This is a genomic window from Flagellimonas sediminis (assembly GCF_010500845.1).
Classification (GTDB): domain Bacteria; phylum Bacteroidota; class Bacteroidia; order Flavobacteriales; family Flavobacteriaceae; genus Flagellimonas; species Flagellimonas sediminis.
The window spans coordinates 321621-343359 of sequence record NZ_JAAAMI010000001.1 but is presented as its reverse complement, the minus strand read 5'-3'; the positions used below and the strand labels follow the sequence as shown (position 1 = coordinate 343359).

Sequence of the window (21739 nt, the reverse complement as noted above, 5' to 3'; positions counted from 1 at the left end):
ATTTATGGATCCATATGCCGCACTCCGATATAGGGAGTTCAATATTTTTTTATTGGTTCGTTTTGCCATGGTTTTTGCTTGGTCCATGCAGTTCATTGTAATCGAGTGGCAGGTATATTCCTTGACGAAGGATCCCCTTTCCTTGGGTATTATCGGACTGATGGAGGTGATTCCCGCTGTGGGCATGGCCTTGTTTGCAGGCCACATCGTGGATCAACGGGAAAAGCGCAACCTTTTGGTGACTTGTATCGCAGGGTTTTCCGTGATCAGTCTGGGGTTGTTTGTATTGAGTTGGCCAGGATTACAGGAATCTTGGGCACCGAAAAAAATCCTGTATTCCATTTATGCCTTGGTATTTTTGGGCGGGTTGGTCCGTTCGTTTTTAGGTCCCACTATTTTCTCCTTGATTGCTTTGATCGTTCCCAAAAAAATATATCCCAACGCGGCAACGTGGAGTAGTTCCACTTGGCAGTTGGCTTCTGTTTTGGGTCCTGCATTGGCGGGTTTTTCTATCAGCTGGATTGGGGTACATTGGAGCATGTGTGTCATTTTCGGATTTTCTTTGATGGCTCTCCTTTTCCTGTTTCAGATTCCAAAAAAGCCCATTTTGAACCCCAAGATTGGGGAGCCTGTGTTCCAAAGTTTGAAGGATGGTCTCAAATTCGTGTTTGGCAGCAAGGCCATTTTTGGCGCGCTGACCTTGGATATGATTGCGGTACTTTTTGGTGGAGCCGTGGCGCTATTGCCTGTTTATGCCCAAGATATTTTACACGTAGGTTCCGAAGGATTTGGCATTTTAAGGGCCGCTCCGGCCATTGGGGCCTCGCTTACCATGTTAGGGTCCACGCGTTTTCCTTTACATAGAAATGCCGGTAAGAAACTTTTGCTGGCCGTATTCGCCTTTGGAATCTGTATTATCGTCTTTGGTATCTCCGAACTATTTTGGCTTTCGGTAGCGGCCTTGTTCCTTAGTGGTGCAGTGGATGGGGTATCCATGATCATACGCCAGACCATTCTACAATTAAAAACACCTGACAATATGAGAGGAAGGGTAGCCTCCGTAAATTCCATGTTCGTGGGATCCTCCAATGAGCTGGGTGCCTTTGAAAGTGGATTGGCGGCCAAATTGTTCGGTACCGTTACAGCGGTAGTCTTTGGAGGCTGCATGACCATATTAACCGTGGGTACCACTGCCATCATTTCACCAACTTTTAGAAAATTGGACCTTCAAAAAGATATTGACGAGCACGAAAAGGATTAAGCTTCCAATTTCTGCAAAGTCAATTTTTCTCCATCAAAAACGGCATAGGTAAAATAGGAAATCCAATCCCCTAAGTTGGTATAAGTGGATTTTTCATTGAGTTGGATCTCCAACGGAAGGTGCCTATGTCCGAAGATGAAGTGATCGTAATGTTGCTGTTCCAGTTTTCGTTTGGCATAGAGGATAAGCCATTCTTTGTCCTCGCCCAAAAAAGTGGCATCGGCCTCCCCGGAAATGATCTTGTTGTTCACGGATAGATGTTGCCCCAAACGAACCCCCCAATCAGGGTGCAACCACCTGAAAAACCATTTGGCCACTGGATTGGTGAACACTTTTTTCATCCTTTTGAACCCTTTGTCATGTGGGCCTAGTCCATCTCCATGCCCAATGAAGAAGGAAGTATTGTTGATCAAAAACTGTTGGGGTTTGTGGTATACGGGAATGTTGAACTCTTCCTCAAAATAGCCGTTCATCCAAAGATCATGATTGCCCACAAAATAGGTGATTTGGATGCCCATATCCGAAAGCTCCGCCAATTTGCCCAAGGTACGACTGAACCCTTTGGGGACAACGGTCTTGTATTCGAACCAAAAGTCGAAGAGGTCGCCCATCAAGAAAATGGCATGTGCATCGTGCTTGATGGAATCCAGCCAGGCCACAAACTTTTTTTCCCGCGGCAGACTGTCCTTTCGGGTGGGTGCCCCAAGGTGGTTATCACTTGCGAAATAGACCTTTTTGCCTTCCGGCAAGGTAATATCCTTCATCTATCTTTTGAACTTTCTGTTGTTGCGTATTTTATTGACAACATAGACCACAACAAGGACCACGACCAATAGGGGGAAGATACTTCTCATTTTTCTACATTTATTTTTTAAACTTTTCCAATGCTTTTTTAGTGTTTGGTGACAGCGCCAATTTTCCGGAAGCCTCGGCGCGCTCCAGAAGGAGTTTGTCCCAATGTTCGGTACCTTCCCAGAGCACCTTTTTCATTTGTGATAGGGCTTCGGGATTATATGTGGCCAATTTTTGAAGGTGGATGTCCAACTCCTTGTCCATTTCTGAAATGGAGTCATAAACCTTGGAAAACAATCCTTTTTCCTTGGCCCAATACGCATTTTTCCACTCCGTGGGATATAAGGAGAGCTCGGCCAACGCCGCCTTGCCCATTTTTCGTTCCACTGCCGGGGCAATTACGAAAGGACCTATGCCAATGGAAATCTCCGATAATTTGATGGCGGCTTCCACAGAGGCATGTACATAATCGCAGGCCGCTGCCAAACCGACCCCTCCGCCAACGGTCTTGCCCTGTATCCGCCCTATGATGGGCTTAGGACAGTTACGCATGGCATTGATGACATTGGCAAATCCACTAAAAAATTGTTTGCCTTCTTCAAGATTGGAAATGGCGACCAGTTCATCAAAGGAAGCCCCAGCACAAAAGGCACGATTACCTTCGGATTTAAGGACAATAATGGATACCTCGCTATTAAAGGCAAGTTTGCCAAACTCTTTGGTCAATCGGTCCAACAATTCAGAAACAAAGGAATTACTGGCAGGATGGCCAAACTCCACGGTGGCGATTCCGTTTTCTATTTTGGTGTATAAGCTTCCGTTGACTCTATCTGTGGACATGTTTCAATGAACAATTTACAATGAGCAATAAACAATTATCAGTTGTCTTGAATCTGATGTCTGACCTTTGACATTGCTAAATTACGGGTTTTGGACCAAGGGCCTGAATTTTCTATCAAATTTCCAGAGTAGGGCAAATCCACGGATCAACATCCAAATGACAAAGGCCACCCAAATGGCATAAAAACCCCATCCCAAAAATTTGCCTATGTAGAGGCAAGGGACAAATCCCAAAAATGTTGCGGTGAGCAGCACATTCCGTAAATATTTCATTTCGCCCAATCCCTTGAACAATCCATCAAAAACAAAAGCCAAAGTATTCATAGGCAATCCCAAAATCACAATATAGAATATGCCGTAAAAAGTATCAAGCACCAAGGTGTCGTTGGAAAAAAGCTGTCCGATCGGATGGTAAAATAGGAAGCCGAACAACATCAAAATGAGACTGACCACCATGCCATACAACACAATTTTTTTTGCCAATTTCCAAAGCCCATTGTAATCGCCAGCCCCCAAAAGTTTTCCACCCATGCTGTTGCCAGCAGCTGCAAAACCATCAATAAAAAAGGCCGCGAACAACCATAGGTTGATGGCAATGGTATGGGCCCCGATGAAACGATCACCCAGAGCAGTGGCTTCACGGACGGCCAGGATCAAGGCCACATTAAGGGCAATGGCTCGGACAAAAAGATTGAGGCTCATAAAAATGACCCGTTTCAGTTCTTTGTTGAGCGGAAAGACCAACTTCATACTGATTTCGGTTTTTTTCATCAATAGGACAAAGGCCAAAAGGGCCATAATGGCTTGGGATATCAAACTGGCCCATGCAGCACCTTCCAGATACAGGGCCGGTATCCATCCTTCCACCCCATAGACCAAAAGAAAGTCGAGCCCAATGTTCAACACCGCCCCGATAATGGCAATGACCATGGGATAAAAGGTATTTTGCAAACCTCGAAAAATGCCAAAAATGGCAAATGTGAAAAGCGTCAACGGAAATCCCCAAACCCGAATGGAATAATAAGAAACACAGTAATGCAATATTTTTCCGGTAGCATTGAACAGTGTAAAGATCTCCTCGATAACAAAAACGGTTGATACCAATACGACCACACTCAACAAAATATTGAAAAAAATGGCCTGGGCAGGAAGTTGCTTGACTTCTTCCAGCCTGCCCGCTCCCAAGTATTGCGAAATAATGGCTGATATGGAACTACGTGTCTGCCCCAATACCCATATGAGCATGGACAAAAAGGAACCCACAATGCCCGCCGCGGCCAAAGACTCCAAACTGTCCGCTGGAATGTTGCCCACTATGGCCGTATCCGTAATGGAAAGCAAGGGCTCCGCTATCCCTGAAATGGTTGCAGGGATTGCCAATTGGTTGATGGTCCTGAAATTTACCTGTGTGCTCAAATCGGCTGCAAGTTACAGCACCAATTCGTAACAATGAAAGGGATGTTCGCTTTGTTTGGGGAAGAAGATATCGCCCAATTTTTGATAGCCCCTTTGCTCATAGAATCGCTGGTTGCGATGATTCTGCGAAAACGTATCTAAACGCACGGAGACGAAATGATGTTTTTTGGAATACGCTTCGGCAAAATCCATGAGTTGTTGCGCCAGGCCTTTGCCCTGATGCTCGGGATGAACAGAAAGGCGATGGATGTAGGTGCTGTTGCCATTTGGAGTGAGCCATTGGATAGGCTTGTATTCCTCGTCCATATAGGTGGAAATCACAATGGTACCCAAAATGGAATCTGTTTCCTCTAGGACATACAGTTCCTCTCGTTCCACATCTTTTAGGAAAGCCGCTTGGGAAGGATAGTGTTCGTTCCACTGATAAATGCCGTTTTGTTCCATTTTTAGGGCGCATAATCGGGTAATGGATAAGATATCGGGTATTTCAGATATCTTTGCACGTCGTATCATTGCTTCATTTCAATTTAATTGTAAATTTAAGGTTTAATCATAATCACCAAACCATGAACAACATTCTCGTTCCTATCGGGACTTCCCCGGATTCCTCAAAAACATTGCAATATGCTGTTGATTTTGCCGCCACTTTTGGTGCCAAGATCTTTGTGATGGATGTAATCTCGGTCGCCACGGCCATGGGTAGTTTGGCCAATGTGGAAGAGAAGGTGGCCAAAAGTAACAAGGAACATTTGAAGGAGGTGATCGATGCGGTGGATACCAAGAACATTGAAATAAAGATCGCGACCTACACTGGTGATATCATTGATGGTTTGAACGACATCAACAAAGAATTGGGCATTGATTTGATTATTATTGCCCCAAAAAGTAATGATATACAAGAGGAACTGTATTTGGGGAATACCTCGGGAAGGATCATTAAACAGACCGATATCCCAACCTTGATCGTGCCCAAGGGCACTACTTTTAAACCGATAAAAAAGATAATGACAGCCTTTGGATCGGGCATATTGAAAAGGAGTAGCATCCTAACCCCGTTGGCAACCATTAAGAACAAGTTTAAATCGGAAGTAAGCTTGTTGTTGGTAAAAAGACCAGGATATTCCGAAGACGATCTAAAAGTGAATACGGCACTTTTGGACTTAAGCAAAAAGCTGACCATTACCGAGAATGCCACTACCTATTTGGGAGTAACCGAATTTTATCATGAAGAGCATCCGGATATGTTGTGCGTGTTCAGGAGAAAAAGAGGCTTCTTTAAAAAACTGTGGGAGAAGAACACCATTTTAAAATCGGAGTTTTATGTGCCGGTACCCGTATTGGTGCTGAGCGTTAAAAAAGATTAAGGAAAGGGCGTAAATTTTGATACTTTCGGAAAAAAGTATTTCCTTTGCGCTCTCTTTGGGGGATTAGCTCAGTTGGCTAGAGCGCTTGCATGGCATGCAAGAGGCCACCGGTTCGAATCCGGTATTCTCCACCAGAATTTAAAGCACCGTTTTAGGTGCTTTTTTTGTAGGATAGAGTTGCGGTTTTAACGTTGAATTTCACATGATGCTTCTTGGATTGGCACTAAACTTCAGATGATGTATTTACCTGCCGACACTACTTTAGTTCCAATTTCGCTATTTGGTTGCCAATTGAAAATTCTTTCATTTCAGCCTCCAAATCAGCAAAATCTTTACGGTCCACTTTCTTAAGAATCCTGCCGCTCTTCATCAAAAATATTTCGTCACAAGTTTCTGCCAAAGTAGAGAAGATATGTGATGAAATAATTGCGGTCTTGCCTAGTTCCCTAAGTTTTTTTATTATTTCGGTTATGAGCAGGTTACTCTGTATATCCACACCGTTAAAGGGCTCGTCAAGTACAAAAACCTTATTTTCCTGTAATAAAATGGCTGTCAATGCCAATTTTTTCTTCATTCCCGTAGAATAGGTTGATATGTATTGATTCAGAGGTAAATCAAATATGTTTTTGTCCTCAATGTTGGTTAGTTTTACCTGTCTTGCATTAACAAGAAACCGAATATATTCTTTTCCTGTAATTTTTGAAAAGAAGAATGGTTCGGTCGCTAAAAAGCCCAAAGTGTCCTTAAGGTTGTCAACATCGGAAGATATGTTTCCTTCGTAGGTTTCCAACCCAGAAATGCATCTAAAAAGAGTGGTTTTACCAACTCCGTTTTCACCCACTATACCGTAGACCTTTCCGTTGTTGAATTCGATATCAATGCAGTCGAGTACTTTCTTTTGACCAAATGATTTTGACAAATTCTCAATTCGAATCATGTAAAATCGGGTTTAGGTTTTTAACTGATTTAGAATAAAAAAACGGGATTACCCCAATCAAAATAGGCGGGAACATCAGACACATTGCAAGTAAAATTGCCTGGGGAAGGTTCATTTCATCTGGATATGCCGAGTATTTTGCCAAAACAATTGCGGTTAAATAGGCATAACACATAAAAGCAAATCCAATCAGGATATTTACGTTCTCAATAAAAAATATTGACAAAGCAATTACTATTGGTAGGCCCAATAAGGTGAAATTCGTCAAGCAAGTTGTTATTTTCCCAAACAAAAAGGTTTTTGATGAGGTACTGAAGTTCCAGACATAATATACATTTTCAGGTTTGGAATAATAGGAAAAACAGACCAAAACCACCAAAATCAAGGAAAAACCCCCGAGGTTAAAATTATGGACCATTATGGAGATGAAAGTCAACAAATAGGCAATGGCGAAAGCAAGAAATGTTTTTCTAAAGCCTACTGTGAATTCAAACGGTTTTTTCCCAAACGGTGTAGGTATGGTAAAATTGGTTTTTGTATCCATGTTAAAACGAGCCATCAAGATAGCCAGTAGCAGCAACACCATTGCAATGATGAGTAATCGTTGGTATATGAGAAACGCCAAAAAGGGGATGCAGCAGATTAAATTTTCGACCAGTCTTAACTTAAAATAATCTTGTCTGCTGAAAACAGTTTTGAGAAAATCGTTTCGTTTTGGCTCACTCATTCTCAAAATTGGACCTAAAGCAATGATGGGATACACATAACCGGCAAATTCGGTTTTAGCGAAAAGAAAGTTGGAAAACCAAACAAAGAGAATGGGCAATAGGGTATAGGCCACCAAAAGGGGCAAGCCGAAATCAATGAATTTACGATTGAGTATTTTACTTTGAAGCCTAAAATATTCTTTCATTGGAATTTTGCCCTTAGGATATGCAACTATCCATTGCTGGAAATATTGACACCCGCATATCTTAAAAGATAAATGTATCGCTTTTTACGGGAAATTATTTCACTAAAGTTTTACCCGTCCGGCACATACTTGAAGCCTTCATATATTAAACGTTCTTAGGACCGCCCAACGATGCCAACAAACATTAACCATCCTTTAGGATGGTTTTTTTGTTTTTGCCCTTCTCTTTTTTGAACTTTACTACAAAATAATTGATCATGAGTTTACTTGGAAAAGTGGCCTACATCACCGGGGGCACCAAAGGAATAGGATATGGAATAGCGGAAAGCCTTTTAAATCAAGGTATGAAGGTCGCCATTAGTGGAAGGAGTCCCAAAAGCGTGGAGGAAGCCTTAAAAAGTTTCAATAATGATGCTGTTTTAGGTTTGGTTTCCGATGTAGCCAAGTTGGAGGATGAGGAGAAGGCCGTGGAAGCCATTTTAAAAAAATGGGGCCGATTGGATGTGGTCATGGCCAATGCAGGGGTTGGGCATTTTGCCCCAATAGATGAAATGACCGAAGGGGATTGGCATCAAATGATTGACACCAACCTAAATGGGGTCTTCCATACCTTGAAAGCTTCAGTAGGGGCGCTCAAAGAGTCTGAAGGGTATTATATGACCTTGGCCAGTTTGGCAGGGACCAACTTTTTTGCTACCGCAGCTGGGTACAATGCCACCAAGTTTGGAGTAGTGGGCTTTACCCAGGCCGCCATGTTAGATCTTAGAAAGTACAACATCAAGGTTACCACCATTATGCCAGGTTCCGTGGCCACCCATTTTAATGATCATGTGCCTTCGGATCAAGATGCTTGGAAAATACAACCAGAGGATATTGGCCAATTGGTTGTGGATTTGTTGAAGATGCATCCACGAACATTACCTAGTAAAATTGAAGTGCGCCCCACTCGTCCGGATTTAAAATAATCAATCCGTTTTTTCGGTTAGGGGAATTTCTACAGAACAGATTTCATGGATAAGTCGATACAAATAGCTTTCAAAAGAGGAAAGGGTCTGCCTATTGATCATGTCATTTTTCTCCTCGGTAAAGGAGAACAATCCCTTGCTCAAGTTTTTGAAGGAATAAATTCCGGCCTTCATCTGATGGACCGGATGTTTTTTGGCATAGAGATAAGCATAGCAGAGTAGTTGGAAGGCCTTGCTCTTGTCATAATCCGTTATCAAATCTACCCAATCCGTTACCTTCACGTTTTTGGGCTCCACTTTACCCGTTTTGTAATCGATGATGCGTAGGGTTCCGTCAACTTCATCCACACGGTCCAGAGTACCTTTCAGGGTAACGGGAAAATCCAAGGAAGGAATGTTAAGCTCTTCCACATATTTCTGCTCCAAGGCCAACAACTTTATTTGATACTTTTTCACCTCTTCCAGTTCCAAATCGATAAAGTTGGTGAGATATTTCACGATAACATTGTACACCAATAGGTACTTCCCTTTTTTGATGTCCACTCCCGTTAGGTTTTTTCGGAAATGTTCTTCAACAACAAGCGGAACCTTTGGTTTCAAAGCTAAAACGGAATCTTTTGTCAAGAAATTGCCGATCAATGGGGTGTATAATTCTTCCAAACTGTCATGCACTATGGTGCCGAAGGTATTAGCGGCAATGTTCTCTTCCACTTCTTCCAAGTCATTGATTTTTAAAATATTCCGGGTGTAAAAATCAATTGGGTTTTTGATGTAATTGGTTAGTGATGTAGGTGAAAAGCCATTTTGTGCAAACGATTTGATGTCTTTCAGCAAAGCACCTTTCTTGATCAATTCCATCGGTGGTTTGGAATCAATTTTCACCATTGGCGACACAATGTTGTGGGAGATATAAGGCTTCAGGTTTTCATCGGTGAGCAATTGTGAAATGAGCCTACTTTTTTCGCCACCTTCCAATACATCAGGTTCGGTATTATAGATGATATGTACATTTTTAGCCCGTTGCAAGAGTCGGTAAAAATGATAGGTATAAATAGCGTCCTTTTCTTTGTAAGTGGGGAGTCCGTAGTCCCGTTTTACATCAAAAGGGATAAAGGAATTGTTAGACTTACCCGATGGAAGGATACCTTCGTTCACCGAGGTGATGATAATGGTTTCAAAATCCAGGTTCCGGCTTTCCAACATTCCCATGATCTGTAGTCCGGACAAAGGTTCTCCAATGAAATCCAAGGTTTCCATGGAGGACAATTGTTTGAAGAGATTTTTGATGGATTTCAATTCCGACATAAACTCCACACCGTCCAAATATTGATCCAATTGATTGAAAAGGGAATAAAATCGGTATAGGTATTCCAGTTCAAGGGCGTTTTGTTGGGACTGAAAGATATCCTTCAATTGCTGAATAAGTTCAAGACAATTTTGGATCCATTCCTTGGCATTTACTTTTTCTGATGGGAATATTACGGTTAGGGATTCCTGGGCTTCCGTATATTTTGAAAGTATGCCTTCCGTTACATATAACCAATTCCCCTCTTTGATGTCCTCGGTCAGTAGTGGGGCAAAATCAACATTTTCGTTGGATGAAATGGTAAGCAAGTATGGATTGGCCAAAAATTCCAGTACATGTTTATAGAACCAGCCCCGTTCTGAAACCCCGATGTTCAATTCCAAAAAAGATAGAAAGAAAGAGTGGAGGACTGTTTTGTCAAGGGGCAGACCCATGGTGATGTTTACGTGATCTATTTCCGCAGGAACCGCTTTCAACATGGGATCTAGCAGCGTTTCGTCGGCTAGGACTACCGCAGTATTTTGAAAATCAACACCTTTTTCCTGAGCTATTTGCTGCAGCAGTTGGCCCACAAATTTGGTCTGGGAAATGCTTTTTGGAACACCGGTTATCTGTATCTGTTTTGGATTGAGAAAGCTGTTTTGAGGTACAATTTTAGCTTGATGGATGTAATAGGGCCACTCCTGTTGATAACTGCGGATGAACAACCCGGCATCATGCAAAGGGTCATTTAGGAAATAATTATCTATATCCCAATAGATGTAGGTGTTGCCATGCTCCAAATAATGTTGAATAATCGTGGCTTCTGCATTGTTTAGGGCGTTAAACCCCACAAAAACAATTGGGTTTTCAGCAGGGGCCACATGGTTTTTGTTCAGTTTTTCAACGGCCACCCGTTGCACCAAGCCTTGGTAGCCGCGTTTCTGCTCCAATAACGTTGAAGTGAACGTCAGGTACATGCGTTCTAGGTTTCCCCATAGCTGTAAATAGTTTTCAATGATTTCGGTCTTTTCCTTTTTTAGAGACCAGTGGTTGAGTTCCTTGATGGCCGAAAGGTAATTGAGTATGTCCTTTGCGGGAATCAAATACCCGTCAATGTCGTTAAAATCCATCAATAGGGTTTGACCCCATTTGATGAAGGCCGAGAAATCATCATGTTGCTTGATCCCGGAATCCTTGTAAACCTCAAAAAGGGTCAGAAGTAGATCTACACTTGCGGCTTGTTGCAATCCTGAAATGTTCCCGATAAAATCTTGGATGGACAAGATGGGAGGACAGAAAATAGTGCGCTCCAATCTTTCGGAGATGTGTCTTTTTAAAAAAGTTCCCGACCGTTTACTTGGCAGCACAAAGGTGCAGGAGGCAATGGGCAATTGCTTTTTTTCCAGGTCGTCCAGTACATATTCTAGGAAAGTGTTGTGCATGCATTAAAAATAAAAAAGGCCCTGCAACTGCAGGGCCTTTTCTAAGGAAAACTTTCGTTTCCTAATTATTTTACCAAGTTGATTTCAACTCGTCTGTTTTGTTTTCTACCAGCAGCAGTATTGTTGGTAGCGATTGGCTTAGACTCACCGTAACCGATGGCAGTCAATCTGCTAGCAGAGATACCTTTGTCAATCAAGAAGTCTCTTACGGAGTTAGCTCTTGATTCAGATAGTTTTTGGTTGGTAGCATCACTACCTACACTGTCAGTGTGACCTTCAACAGTGAACTTAGCGTTAGGATACTCGTTCAAGATTTGGATGATATCAACCATTACAGAAGTAGATTCTGCTTTGATAGAAGATTTACCAGTATCGAACAAGATAGTTCTAGCGTAATCGTTCAATTGTTTTTGAACTTCTTCAGTTACTTCAGGACAACCGTTGTTAGCAACAGTACCAGCTACATCTGGACACTGATCGTCTTTGTCAAGAACACCGTCACCGTCAGAATCAGGCCATGGGCAACCTTTGTTGGCAGCAGGACCAGCTTCGTTTGGACAAGCGTCATCTTTATCGGCAACACCGTCACCATCAGCATCAGGACAACCTGCTAGGGAAGCAAGACCTGGAGTGCTTGGACAAGCGTCATCTTTATCGGCAACACCATCACCGTCAGAATCAGGACAACCGTTCAATTCTTTAGGACCAGCAGCGTTAGGGCAGCTATCTTTAGAATCTTCTATACCGTCACCGTCAGAATCAGGACAACCGTTGAAAGCAGCCAAACCAGCAACTTCTGGACAGGCATCGTCTTTGTCATAGATTCCATCACCATCGGTGTCAGTACCACCAAACTTGATGCTGATACCAGCCAAATGTTGGAAATGCTTGATCAGGTAATCTTCGAAAGCGTGCTTGTATTGTGTCTGAACAGTCAAACCTACGTTATCAGAGAACCAGAAGTTGATACCAACTCCACCGTTCACGGTTCCAGCACCGATTTCATCTACCCAAGTATAACCACCACCAATTTCTACAAAAGGATCAACGGTGGTATGTTTAAGGATGTTGTATTTAATGGTACCATCGATAGCATAGTGCGAAAGATCATCCACAGCCATATCTCCGATTTTTTCTATTCTGTTCAAAGAACCTCTAGCTCCAATAGAAAAACCATCACCGACATACTTTGAAACGGCAACATAAGAAACTGAAGGCAAGATATTCCAGTGGTCAGAAACGTTGAAATACTCATCGAACAATGCATTGCTTGAGAAAGGGTTGTTTGCATCATTGGTTGGATATGCGTCAATAGCATTCACTCCAATGCTAACCTGCCATGGATTATTCTCGTCTTGCGCTTGTATGCTGTTGATCCCTACGAATACAAGGGCAACAACCAATAATTTGCTAAGATGTTTCATGCTCAAAATTTTAAGTTTAAGTGTTTATCAGCAGCAAATGTAAGTTGTTAAGACTTATTAACAAAATCTAAATTTCTTTTTTTTTGCCTCATTTGTCCGCAGTTTTACTGCATTTCAACGATTTTAGACGATTTTTAACGACTTTCCTACCTTGATGAATGCATTTATTGCATGGTCCAAATGTTCCTTTTCATGTGCTGCGGACAACTGAACCCGGATACGTGCTTTATCCTTGGGTACAACGGGATAGAAGAAACCGATTACATAAATACCCTCTTCCAATAGCATATCGGCCATTTTTTGGGCCAGTTTGGCATCATATAACATAACAGGAACAATGGCAGAATCACCATCAATAATGTCAAAACCGGCAGCTTTCATTCCTTTTTTGAAGTATTCGGTATTGCTTTGGAGCTTGTCCCGAAGCGTGGTGTCCTTGTCCAACATTTCAAAAACCTTAATCGATGCACCCACAATGGCCGGTGCCAATGAATTGGAGAACAGATAGGGGCGCGAGCGTTGACGTAGGATTTCTATGATTTCCTTTTTCCCTGTGGTGTAACCTCCCATGGCCCCACCTAAAGCTTTGCCCAGTGTTCCGGTAATAATATCGATGCGGCCCATCACACCCTTTTCCTCCAAAGTACCGCGGCCTGTCTCTCCAATAAATCCTGCTGCGTGGCATTCATCGATCATGACCATGGCATCGTACTTATCGGCCAAATCACATATTTTGTCCAATGGGGCCACGAGTCCATCCATGGAGAACACCCCATCCGTAACAATGATCTTGAAACGGGCTCCGTCCTTTTCACTTTGTTTGAGTTGGGCCTCCAAATCGGCCATATCGCTATTGGCATAACGGTAGCGTTTTGCCTTGCAGAGCCGAACCCCATCAATGATAGAGGCATGGTTCAGGGAATCCGAGATGATGGCATCCTCATCGTTCAACAACGGTTCAAATACACCACCGTTGGCATCGAAAGCAGCAGCATATAATATGGTATCCTCGGTTCCGTAAAAATCGGCGATCTTTTGCTCCAATTCCTTATGGATGTCCTGGGTGCCACAGATAAAGCGGACTGAAGACATCCCAAAACCATGGGTGTCCATAATGTCCTTTGCCGCTTGGATCACCTCTGGATGGGAGGAAAGCCCCAAATAATTGTTTGCGCAAAAATTGATGACTTCTTGCCCCGTGGAGATTTTGATCACGGCTCCTTGGGGAGAAGTGATGATGCGTTCTTTTTTATAAAGGCCGGCTTCTTTTATGGCTTCCAGCTCATTGGCCAAGTGTTCTTTTATTTTTCCGTACATGGTGGTATGAGTTAAACAAAAACAGGTTCTATTTTTTGGTCAATATAAACAATAATGACATGTTTGATTTCATAATCCATTTCTTTTAGCACATCGGCGTATTGCATGACCTGCTCCTTGTGTGATGGAGATGGTTTTCCGGTCTTGTAATCCAAGATGGTAGCTTGTTTTTCTGAAATCATGATCCTATCCGGCCGTAACGAAATTCCCGTAGAGGTAAGGATTTCCTGCTCGTTCAGCACTTGTTGGTTTTCTTTGAAAAAGTCCTTCAATTGCGGATGGTGGACCACTTCCAAAAGTTTTTCCTCCATATCCTTTGCAGCGTCTTTGGAGAAATATCCATCTAGCTGAAGATTTTCAATTACTTGGGGAACGTCATCCGTGTATTTGATCTGGCTTAAGGCAAAATGGATAACGTTCCCCATTTCAATGGCTTCAATGCGTTCATCGTCCCACAATCTACCCGATTTGGTAGAAATGGTAAACCCAGTATCCCCTTTGGGTCGGGTAATATAGGTGATGTGATTTTCATCGGCTTCAGGTTGAAGTTGACTATCCAAGTTTTTGGGAAATGAACCAAAGCTGTAGGTATGCCGTTCTTCCTGATAGAGCCCTTTACTTTTTAGGTATTCTTGAAACAGGTCGGAATAGGTTTGAGCTTCTTCAATCCTAATGGCATCTTTCCCTTTTTCGGTAAATATGAAAAGCCCAATAACCGGTCTGGTGAGTGCCACATAAAGCACGTTCATGGCATCCAACACCGATTTCTGTTCTTCATCCGAATAAATCGCGGCGGCAATAGGGTTGTATTCGAGCATGTTCTTTTTGGTGTTGACCAAAAATGCATCGAGGCCCAAGTCTTTTTCTTTTTCGGTAGCAGGCACCCAAAGCTTGGAACTAGGTTTTTTCAAAGACGAGGTGGCAAAGGGAAAAATCACAAAAGGGAATTCCAACCCTTTTGCCTTATGTACCGTCATGATCCTAACGGCATTCACATCATCGGGTGCCGCTATGGAAAGGGTCGATTTTTTAATTTCCCAATAGTTAAGGAAAGCATGTACACTTGGCCCTTCCCGTTTTTCAACATCCAACACTTCATCCATCAAAAAGGTGATGTGAGCAATGGAACCTTCGGTCAGGTTGAATTGGGCAATGGCTTTTTCCAACAAGGTAAAAACCGATTGCCCTTTCCATTTGGAAATAGCGAATCCGTATTCAAGTGCCAGGAACCGCTCCATTTGGTCCATATGTTCAGAAATGAAACCGTGAATGTCCTTTTCGCCCTTCGACAGATACATCAAAATCTGAAAAGCGGCTTCGCGATCATTCGTGTTTTCGCATATTCTAAGGATGGCGATCAAAAACGCGACCTTGTCATTGTGGGCCAGCAAAAGGGCATCCGAAGAAATAATGGGAATGTTGTTTTTAGCAAGGAAATTGGCCAACAGCATGCCATTTTTATTATCGCGGACCAAGATACAGATATCGGCATACACATACTTTTCATAAAGTATTTGTTGAATGGTTTCCAATACCAAATCACAATGCACCTGCTCCTTTTCCTCGGAATCCTTGTCTAAAAAAGTCAATTGCACAAAGCCCCCAGGATTGTTATTGGTCTTTTGGTGGGAATCCTTTAAAAATAGTTTTTTGTAATCTTCATTTTCGAGCACTGGAGATACCGTTGTGAAAAAGGCATTGTTGAAGCCCACAATCTCGTCTCGACTACGCCAGTTGATGCCCAAAGAATGGATATTGGGTTCCACCACAAAAGGATGCGATTTGCCGTTCATCAAATCCAGAAACTGTTCTGCCTTGCCGCCCCGCCACCGGTAAATGGCCTGCTTCACATCGCCCACCAAAAACAGGGAACCTTGCTCATTCCGTTCATTTTCGCTCTCTAGGGCATTGCCGATCAAGGGAACCAAATTGTCCCATTGCATTTTAGAGGTATCCTGAAACTCATCAATAAAATAGTGGCGGTATTTTTCGCCCATCCGCTCATAAATAAATGGAACAGGTTGGTCCTTGATTTCTTTGGAGAGTATGGCGTTCAGAGATGAAATGGGGATAATATCCTTATCGAGTTCAATGTTCTTGATCTCTTTGGCGATTTCGTTCAGTACCGTCATGGGAACAATGTTGCCATAAACGTTCTTTAAATAGGCGTGTTGATAAACCAATTCCTTGATTTTCAAATACAAGTGAAGCAATGTGCCGGCCAATGAGGATACGTCCCGTTTGTCGCTGGCTTTTAAAATATTGCTTTCAGTAAGGTTCTGTTCCAGCTTGTTGGCATACAATTTATCGGGTTGTACTTCTCCTTCTTTTAGTTTGATGAAATGGTTCGGAAGCGTTTGTCGTGGAAAATCGGCAAAATCAAAACCTTGACTTTCTATCTCAAGGAGGGCTTTCTCGGCATCCATTTTGATGGATGAACCGATTTTCTGCATCTGTAATGACATGTTCTTTTGGATATCCTGAAAATCACCGATGGATTTCGATTTTAAAGGCTCCACGTGTTCGGCATGGTTTTCCTGAAAAAGCAATTTTCCCATTTCGATGAGATCTCGGGTAATGTCCCAACTTTTGTCATCATCAATTTTTTCCAGGGAAAAAGTGATCAACACTTCCGTTAGTTCCTCATCGTTCCCTGCACGTTCCAAAAGTCTGCCCACAGCTTCTTCCAAAAGGAGGTCAAGGTCCAGTTCCACTTCAAAATTTTGCGAAAGATGCAGGTCTCGGGCAAATGTCTTGATGATTTTGTGGTTGAATTTGTCTATGGTGGATATTTCAAAAAAGGAATAATTGTGAAGTATCCTTTTAAGGATAAGTTTGGACCGGGTTTGCAATTGTTCCGCACTCAAGGTCAGTTCTTGACAAAGTTCATGGAAAAGGGATTCCTGTTTTTTGGGCACCGGGTCCGCTCCAAATCCTTGGAGATTGTCCAGAATTCTTGTTTTCATCTCATTCACGGCCTTATTGGTGAAGGTAATGGCCAAAATCTGCCTGAACTTTAAGGGAAAATCGTGGGCCAACAACAGTTTTAGATATTCCTTGGTAAGGGCATAGGTCTTGCCCGAACCCGCAGAAGCACTGTATATTTTAAAGTTGGAACCTTTCAAAGCCATTTTTCCCGCAAAATAAGGATTAGCGACCTCAAGTTAACATGGTTTTAGTGGAATATGTTTGTTAAAACCCGTATTTTTACCATAATTAGTAATAACACAAAAAACAGAATTATTATGGCTTTTGAATTACCTAAATTACCGTATGCATACGATGCATTGGAACCGAATATAGATGCTAGGACCATGGAAATCCACCACACCAAGCACCACAACGGCTACACCATCAATTTGAACAATGCCATTAAGGATACCGCTTTGGAAGGTAAATCCATCGAGGACATTCTTACGAACTTGGATATGACCAACATGGCAGTTAGGAACAACGGTGGAGGGTTTTACAACCACTCCCTGTTCTGGGAGATCATGTCCCCAAACGGTGGAGGTGCCCCTACAGGAGAATTGGCCACCGCCATTGATGCGGCATTTGGTTCCTTTGATGCATTCAAAGAAAAATTTTCAGCCGCTGCCGCTACCCGATTTGGTTCGGGATGGGCTTGGTTGTGTGTTCACCCGGGAGGTAAACTGGACATCTGCTCCACTCCCAACCAAGATAACCCCATTATGCCCGGTGTAGGCTGCGGCGGACAACCCATTTTGGGCTTGGACGTTTGGGAACATGCTTACTATTTGAACTATCAGAACAGGAGACCCGACTATATTTCCTCTTTTTACAATGTGATCAATTGGGATAAAGTGGCCGAGAATTACAAGGCTGCCAAATAAGGGGTATTTCTTAAAAATGAAGAGCCGTGCACTTGGTGTACGGCTTTTTTTATTGCCCAAAGTTTCTAAAATAGAAAAGGGCGAGGAAGCCCCCGCCCTTTTCGTCCCAAATCTTACCATAAACTTAACCTACTTATGCTATGGCGAGACTAAAATACTGGTATTGTGTAAAATAACAAAGGTTTTGGGATAAATTTTTGAATTTCCGGGGAAAATTAAAACGTGCAGTTCGTCGATAAAACGGATAAATCGTTGGTAGTCAAACATAAAGAAGGCGGAGTGTTCTCCGCCTTCTTTCCCCAAATCTTACCATGAACTTAACCTACTTATGCTATGGTCTTCCAAATGTACGGCAAGAGGCATTTTGCCCCACAAGCTTTTAGATGAAACTCCCTTTATTTGGTTGAAGTGTTCATTTGGGGTGGTTTATTGATAAATATCAAGAAAGGGGAGCGTTTTTTGTGGATTATATCCGACAAACCCTAACGGCTATGGCTAATGAAAAATTAAATCTTACATGCTATGAAACCATATACTCGATATTGCCACAGAGCAGCCACTTGCCATCAACCTTTTTGGCCAAAATCAAAAATCCGTTCCCTCCAATAATCCTGATGATCATTGCTTTGGATCTATCCTCATTTAAATAGGGTTTTGATAATTCCACCCTTGGAGGTCTGGGCAAATCTGTTGATTCAACCAAATCAGGACGGTCTGAGGCATAGATCAGATTCGGATTCTTTATTTGTTTCCTGTCCCATTTTGTTTTAATGGTATCAGAGTTTATCTTTTTGGAAATGAACTCAATATCATAGTAATCCAAAATCCATTCTAGATCCTTACTTGCCATAGGTATTATCTTCCCTGTCAGATGTTTGTTGTACCAACCTTTATAAACCCCTACAATAGTAAAATCTAGGTTGTAATTATAAATTTCATCATAGAGCATGAATTGTTCTGAATCTACTTTTTTAAGTACCAAGTTCACAATTTTATACTCATCGGATAAATCTTTTGCTTTTTGGACTTTGCAACCCAAAAAAACAACTGAAACCAATAATACTAAATACTTCATACTATAAATTATTTGCACGCCTGTTTTCCTTGTGGAACCGCATTACCAAAGCCCAATTGGTTGTATCGTTCTGCATTAAAATATTTAAGATTTAGTTAGTAATGACAGCTTGACCGGCCTTGTTACAGGTCAATTAATTGGCCTCTTAATCTTTGGCGTTGTCGGCAGTTTCTTTGTGCATAGTCGTCATCTTGGCTCCGTTCTCATTGACAAAAGAATCCTCGCTTGGGGGTTATGTTATTTTAATACGCACTAAAATTTAATTCACATGTAACTCTCCAAGTATTGTTTTTTTTATTGAGGTAATAAATGTACTCTCCTTCGTTACGGTAATCCATTAGAATTAAGGCTTTAGTATATCTCTTATTAAAAATGGGGTTAGAGAGTTTTACCCTTTGGTCTTCTCTTTTAATACTTCTAGAGGCTTTGTTTGTAACCTTAGTAAATTTCATTTTTTTAATGTCCCATGTACCTATTTGGGAGGTGCTTTTTAAATTTTCGAAGTTAAAATCATAATAAATCGAATCTGCACATTTAGGAATATTCAAATTGGCGTTTTTTGTAACTTGAAAATTCTCAATAGTTCTTTTGAAATCATCCTTTTTAAACTTATGAGGTTCAGTGTAAATTACAATTGAATCTAAAAAATACGATGCATTGGAAATAAGATTCCTACTCTCGTACAAATAAATCAATGAAGTATTTGCCACACTATAAGACTCCTCAGTAAATATTTTTATTCTTTGCGAAGCTTTACAAGCTATCAAAAGCAAACAACAACTAATTGCAAGGCTCGCCTTGCGGATTTGCATTGTATTCATAAGGGAAAGATTCTGAGTTAATAATTTGTAAAGCACTTATATAGGATAAAGTTCCTGGGGGATAAAGTTCTTTAAATGCATCTCTGTCGGTTAATCCATTCCATGCAATTAAGCCAAAATATTCTCGCATTCCATCAAAATTATGGGAGTCAACTGTGTCGAAAACATCAAAATTATCAGGATTATAATCGTTTTTAAGAGCCCAATTGTATAATGAATCAGCAATAATACTAACCAAATTTTGCATGTATTGATGCTGTATTTCTGGAGAACCAATTCCCCCATTAGGTACCCAATAGGTTACAAAATCTTCAACCAGTTGAGCATAGGATTCATTATTGGATTGAAACGAACCTGCTTGTAAAAAGTAAAAAAGTAATGCATGAACACTCTCATGAATGGTTATACAGGCAATATCAATATCTGTTGAAACATCAAGCCGTTGGGTATTCATTGTAATAAAGTAATGCAATGGGTTTCCGTTTTGTGCATGTGTGTTTCCGCCTTCCAAAATACCATTGAGGTTATTGGCTTGGATAGTGATCGTTGGTTTGACATTACTATTAAAAATATCCCTTACCAAGTCTGTAACAGGGGAGTTAGCCGCAAGGGCTTCCTGTATTATATTCTTTTGACATGGATAGCCTTCGAGAAGATAAATAATCTCTTCCTCAAAATCCACTTCTCCGTTATCCATCCAGGCGCTTATGCTCTCCTTCCCGAATGCTCTTGCCTTTGCGGAGTTGGACTGATCTTGCAGGTACTGCTTCAGGTCTTCGACCTCACCGGAGTCCCTGTGCTGGAAATACCATACGAACTTTTGGGGCGTTAGGGAGAGGTCGTGTCCCAGGGAAAGGTGGTTCTTGGCCTTGAACATGGCCAGGTTGGAAATCCCGTTGTCGATCAGGTATCCGTCCACGATGTTCTTGATGTTGGGGTCGGAATTGTAATATCCCCTTTCTGCCTGGGACAGCTTTCCACTGGCAAATTCCTTGAGCTGAAATTCGTAGAGGGCGACATTCGTGGGCGCGGTGATGATATAGGGGTCCTCGAACCCGGCCCCGCCACCGTTGCCGCCCTCCCCATTTCCCGGGTCCGGTCCTTCGGGAATGCCGCTACCTGAGCCCCAACTCAAACAGATCATGGATTCCTTGTAGAAGAGCCGGTCGTCGCCCGTGAGCTGTGCCTCCAAAATGCACATCTCCCCTGCGGGGTGATCGTTTCCCCCGAAGTGGCACCATAGTTCCACCACGTCATAACAGGTGTCGTTCTTTTCAACAAGGCCAACATCCAGTCTTTCCAGGTCCAAGGAGAACAGTTCCCTTCTCCCCTCAAAGGAAAAGGAGCCGTGTTCGGCAAGGGCACGGATACCATCCTTTAAGTGGTACCTGACCAGAAAAGCCTGCAGGTTGCCCGATGGATTCCGCTGTAGCACCAGGTTCTCAAAGAAACTGCCATCGTTGTGGTCCCTTTTTATCGGAAAAGTATAGGATTTCACATCATCGTGTGTTATGACCTTTACCATGGAAGTGTCCACGGTAAAATCATAAAGATTGGAACCCATATTTTTGGAAGTCGTTGTCCCGCCCATTGATGACAAGTGGGAGATCGCCGTACGAACGGGTTCGTCATTCAGGTCTTGTAGTGCCATCTGTTCCAACGAGATGCCCAATGGAATGGAGCCCTGTTCTTTTGGGTTGTCCTCTTGGGACGGTGTCTCCTCTTGGCTACATGCGTTCAACAGAAGAAGGAACATCAGCAGCCCGATAGGGTACAAGCATAGTCTTTTCATGCCTTATCAGGTTAAGTTGTCAAATAGTAAGGTAGTTGTGGGGTGCAACATACAAGCCTGGCCCGAAAATCAATCAGGGAACAGGGAAATTAAAAAATTGGTGTATGGGGTATATTGCTGCGGGAAGCGAGGACAATATAGCTTTTTTTGAATAAAAACCAAACAAACCTCAAAAATAGACCTTAAGTAAATCGTACGGAAAGTCTGGATATAAATAAGAAGAAGTCGCTATGACGGT

Annotated in this window: 16 protein-coding genes and 1 tRNA gene; 5 read left to right on the top strand and 12 right to left on the bottom strand. The window is 42.2% G+C overall.

What is annotated here, in order from left to right:
- The first annotated feature begins 4 nt into the window (after positions 1-4).
- Positions 5-1261, top strand: coding sequence for an MFS transporter (locus GTK07_RS01530; protein ID WP_163632316.1), 1257 nt, complete (start codon positions 5-7; stop codon positions 1259-1261).
- Here the strand turns inward: GTK07_RS01530 and GTK07_RS01525 are convergent.
- From GTK07_RS01525 to GTK07_RS01510, 4 genes are all read right to left on the bottom strand, one after another.
- Positions 1258-2025, bottom strand: a complete 768-nt coding sequence (locus GTK07_RS01525) for a UDP-2,3-diacylglucosamine diphosphatase (protein WP_163632313.1) — start codon at positions 2023-2025, stop codon at positions 1258-1260. The genes GTK07_RS01530 and GTK07_RS01525 overlap by 4 nt on opposite strands.
- 100 nt (positions 2026-2125) lie before the next feature.
- On the bottom strand, positions 2126-2893 hold the full coding sequence (locus tag GTK07_RS01520) for an enoyl-CoA hydratase/isomerase family protein (RefSeq protein WP_163632310.1): 768 nt from the start codon (positions 2891-2893) through the stop codon (positions 2126-2128).
- A gap of 81 nt (positions 2894-2974) precedes the next feature.
- Positions 2975-4309 carry an MATE family efflux transporter gene (locus GTK07_RS01515; protein ID WP_163632306.1) on the bottom strand — a complete coding sequence of 445 codons (1335 nt, stop codon included), beginning with the start codon at positions 4307-4309 and terminating at the stop codon, positions 2975-2977.
- Positions 4310-4321: 12 nt separating this feature from the next.
- A complete protein-coding gene (locus tag GTK07_RS01510) occupies positions 4322-4822 on the bottom strand; it encodes a GNAT family N-acetyltransferase (RefSeq protein WP_163632303.1) in 501 nt (166 codons plus the stop codon).
- A 53-nt stretch (positions 4823-4875) separates the two neighbouring features.
- Here GTK07_RS01510 and GTK07_RS01505 point away from each other — a divergent pair, with 53 nt between their 5' ends.
- Positions 4876-5673, top strand: a complete 798-nt coding sequence (locus GTK07_RS01505; protein ID WP_163632300.1) for a universal stress protein — start codon at positions 4876-4878, stop codon at positions 5671-5673.
- Positions 5674-5730: 57 nt separating this feature from the next.
- Positions 5731-5807 (top strand) — tRNA-Ala (locus GTK07_RS01500).
- A gap of 122 nt (positions 5808-5929) precedes the next feature.
- Here GTK07_RS01500 and GTK07_RS01495 read toward each other — a convergent pair.
- On the bottom strand, positions 5930-6610 hold the full coding sequence (locus GTK07_RS01495; RefSeq protein ID WP_163632297.1) for an ABC transporter ATP-binding protein: 681 nt from the start codon (positions 6608-6610) through the stop codon (positions 5930-5932).
- Positions 6597-7373 carry an ABC transporter permease gene (locus GTK07_RS01490; protein WP_313790658.1) on the bottom strand — a complete coding sequence of 259 codons (777 nt, stop codon included), beginning with the start codon at positions 7371-7373 and terminating at the stop codon, positions 6597-6599. Before GTK07_RS01490 ends, GTK07_RS01495 begins: the two co-directional genes overlap by 14 nt.
- A gap of 407 nt (positions 7374-7780) precedes the next feature.
- Between GTK07_RS01490 and GTK07_RS01485 the strand changes: the two genes are divergently transcribed.
- Complete coding sequence (locus tag GTK07_RS01485) at positions 7781-8488, top strand: SDR family oxidoreductase (RefSeq protein WP_163632277.1); 708 nt, start codon at positions 7781-7783, stop codon at positions 8486-8488.
- Here GTK07_RS01485 and GTK07_RS01480 read toward each other — a convergent pair whose 3' ends face one another.
- The 4 genes from GTK07_RS01480 to GTK07_RS01465 form a co-directional block, all read right to left on the bottom strand.
- Positions 8489-11218, bottom strand: coding sequence for a PD-(D/E)XK nuclease family protein (locus GTK07_RS01480; RefSeq protein ID WP_163632274.1), 2730 nt, complete (start codon positions 11216-11218; stop codon positions 8489-8491).
- Between the two features lie 65 nt (positions 11219-11283).
- Positions 11284-12642, bottom strand: a complete 1359-nt coding sequence (locus GTK07_RS01475) for an OmpA family protein (protein ID WP_163632271.1) — start codon at positions 12640-12642, stop codon at positions 11284-11286.
- A 123-nt stretch (positions 12643-12765) separates the two neighbouring features.
- The gene (gene kbl / locus GTK07_RS01470) at positions 12766-13959 is read right to left on the bottom strand and encodes a glycine C-acetyltransferase (RefSeq protein ID WP_163632268.1); all 1194 of its coding nucleotides are present in this window, start codon (positions 13957-13959) and stop codon (positions 12766-12768) included.
- An 11-nt stretch (positions 13960-13970) separates the two neighbouring features.
- Complete coding sequence (locus GTK07_RS01465; protein ID WP_163632265.1) at positions 13971-17090, bottom strand: UvrD-helicase domain-containing protein; 3120 nt, start codon at positions 17088-17090, stop codon at positions 13971-13973.
- Positions 17091-17204: 114 nt separating this feature from the next.
- Here GTK07_RS01465 and GTK07_RS01460 point away from each other — a divergent pair, with 114 nt between their 5' ends.
- A complete protein-coding gene (locus GTK07_RS01460) occupies positions 17205-17813 on the top strand; it encodes a superoxide dismutase (protein ID WP_163632262.1) in 609 nt (202 codons plus the stop codon).
- A 520-nt stretch (positions 17814-18333) separates the two neighbouring features.
- On the opposite strand, the gene GTK07_RS01455 is transcribed toward GTK07_RS01460, so the two are convergent.
- Positions 18334-18888, bottom strand: coding sequence for a hypothetical protein (locus GTK07_RS01455; RefSeq protein WP_163632259.1), 555 nt, complete (start codon positions 18886-18888; stop codon positions 18334-18336).
- Between the two features lie 780 nt (positions 18889-19668).
- Positions 19669-21501 (bottom strand): hypothetical protein, encoded by a 1833-nt coding sequence (locus GTK07_RS01450; protein ID WP_163632257.1) that lies wholly within the window; start codon positions 21499-21501, stop codon positions 19669-19671.
- Between the last annotated feature and the right edge of the window lie 238 nt (positions 21502-21739).

Coding starts and splice junctions, on each gene's coding strand:
- GTK07_RS01530 (WP_163632316.1), top strand. CDS start 5: ATGGATCCATATGCCGCACTCCGATATAGGGAGTTCAATATTTTTTTA.
- GTK07_RS01525 (WP_163632313.1), bottom strand. CDS start 2,025: ATGAAGGATATTACCTTGCCGGAAGGCAAAAAGGTCTATTTCGCAAGT.
- GTK07_RS01520 (WP_163632310.1), bottom strand. CDS start 2,893: ATGTCCACAGATAGAGTCAACGGAAGCTTATACACCAAAATAGAAAAC.
- GTK07_RS01510 (WP_163632303.1), bottom strand. CDS start 4,822: ATGATACGACGTGCAAAGATATCTGAAATACCCGATATCTTATCCATT.
- GTK07_RS01505 (WP_163632300.1), top strand. CDS start 4,876: ATGAACAACATTCTCGTTCCTATCGGGACTTCCCCGGATTCCTCAAAA.
- GTK07_RS01495 (WP_163632297.1), bottom strand. CDS start 6,610: ATGATTCGAATTGAGAATTTGTCAAAATCATTTGGTCAAAAGAAAGTA.
- GTK07_RS01485 (WP_163632277.1), top strand. CDS start 7,781: ATGAGTTTACTTGGAAAAGTGGCCTACATCACCGGGGGCACCAAAGGA.
- GTK07_RS01480 (WP_163632274.1), bottom strand. CDS start 11,218: ATGCACAACACTTTCCTAGAATATGTACTGGACGACCTGGAAAAAAAG.
- GTK07_RS01475 (WP_163632271.1), bottom strand. CDS start 12,642: ATGAAACATCTTAGCAAATTATTGGTTGTTGCCCTTGTATTCGTAGGG.
- kbl (WP_163632268.1), bottom strand. CDS start 13,959: ATGTACGGAAAAATAAAAGAACACTTGGCCAATGAGCTGGAAGCCATA.
- GTK07_RS01465 (WP_163632265.1), bottom strand. CDS start 17,090: ATGGCTTTGAAAGGTTCCAACTTTAAAATATACAGTGCTTCTGCGGGT.
- GTK07_RS01460 (WP_163632262.1), top strand. CDS start 17,205: ATGGCTTTTGAATTACCTAAATTACCGTATGCATACGATGCATTGGAA.
- GTK07_RS01455 (WP_163632259.1), bottom strand. CDS start 18,888: ATGAAGTATTTAGTATTATTGGTTTCAGTTGTTTTTTTGGGTTGCAAA.
- GTK07_RS01450 (WP_163632257.1), bottom strand. CDS start 21,501: ATGAAAAGACTATGCTTGTACCCTATCGGGCTGCTGATGTTCCTTCTT.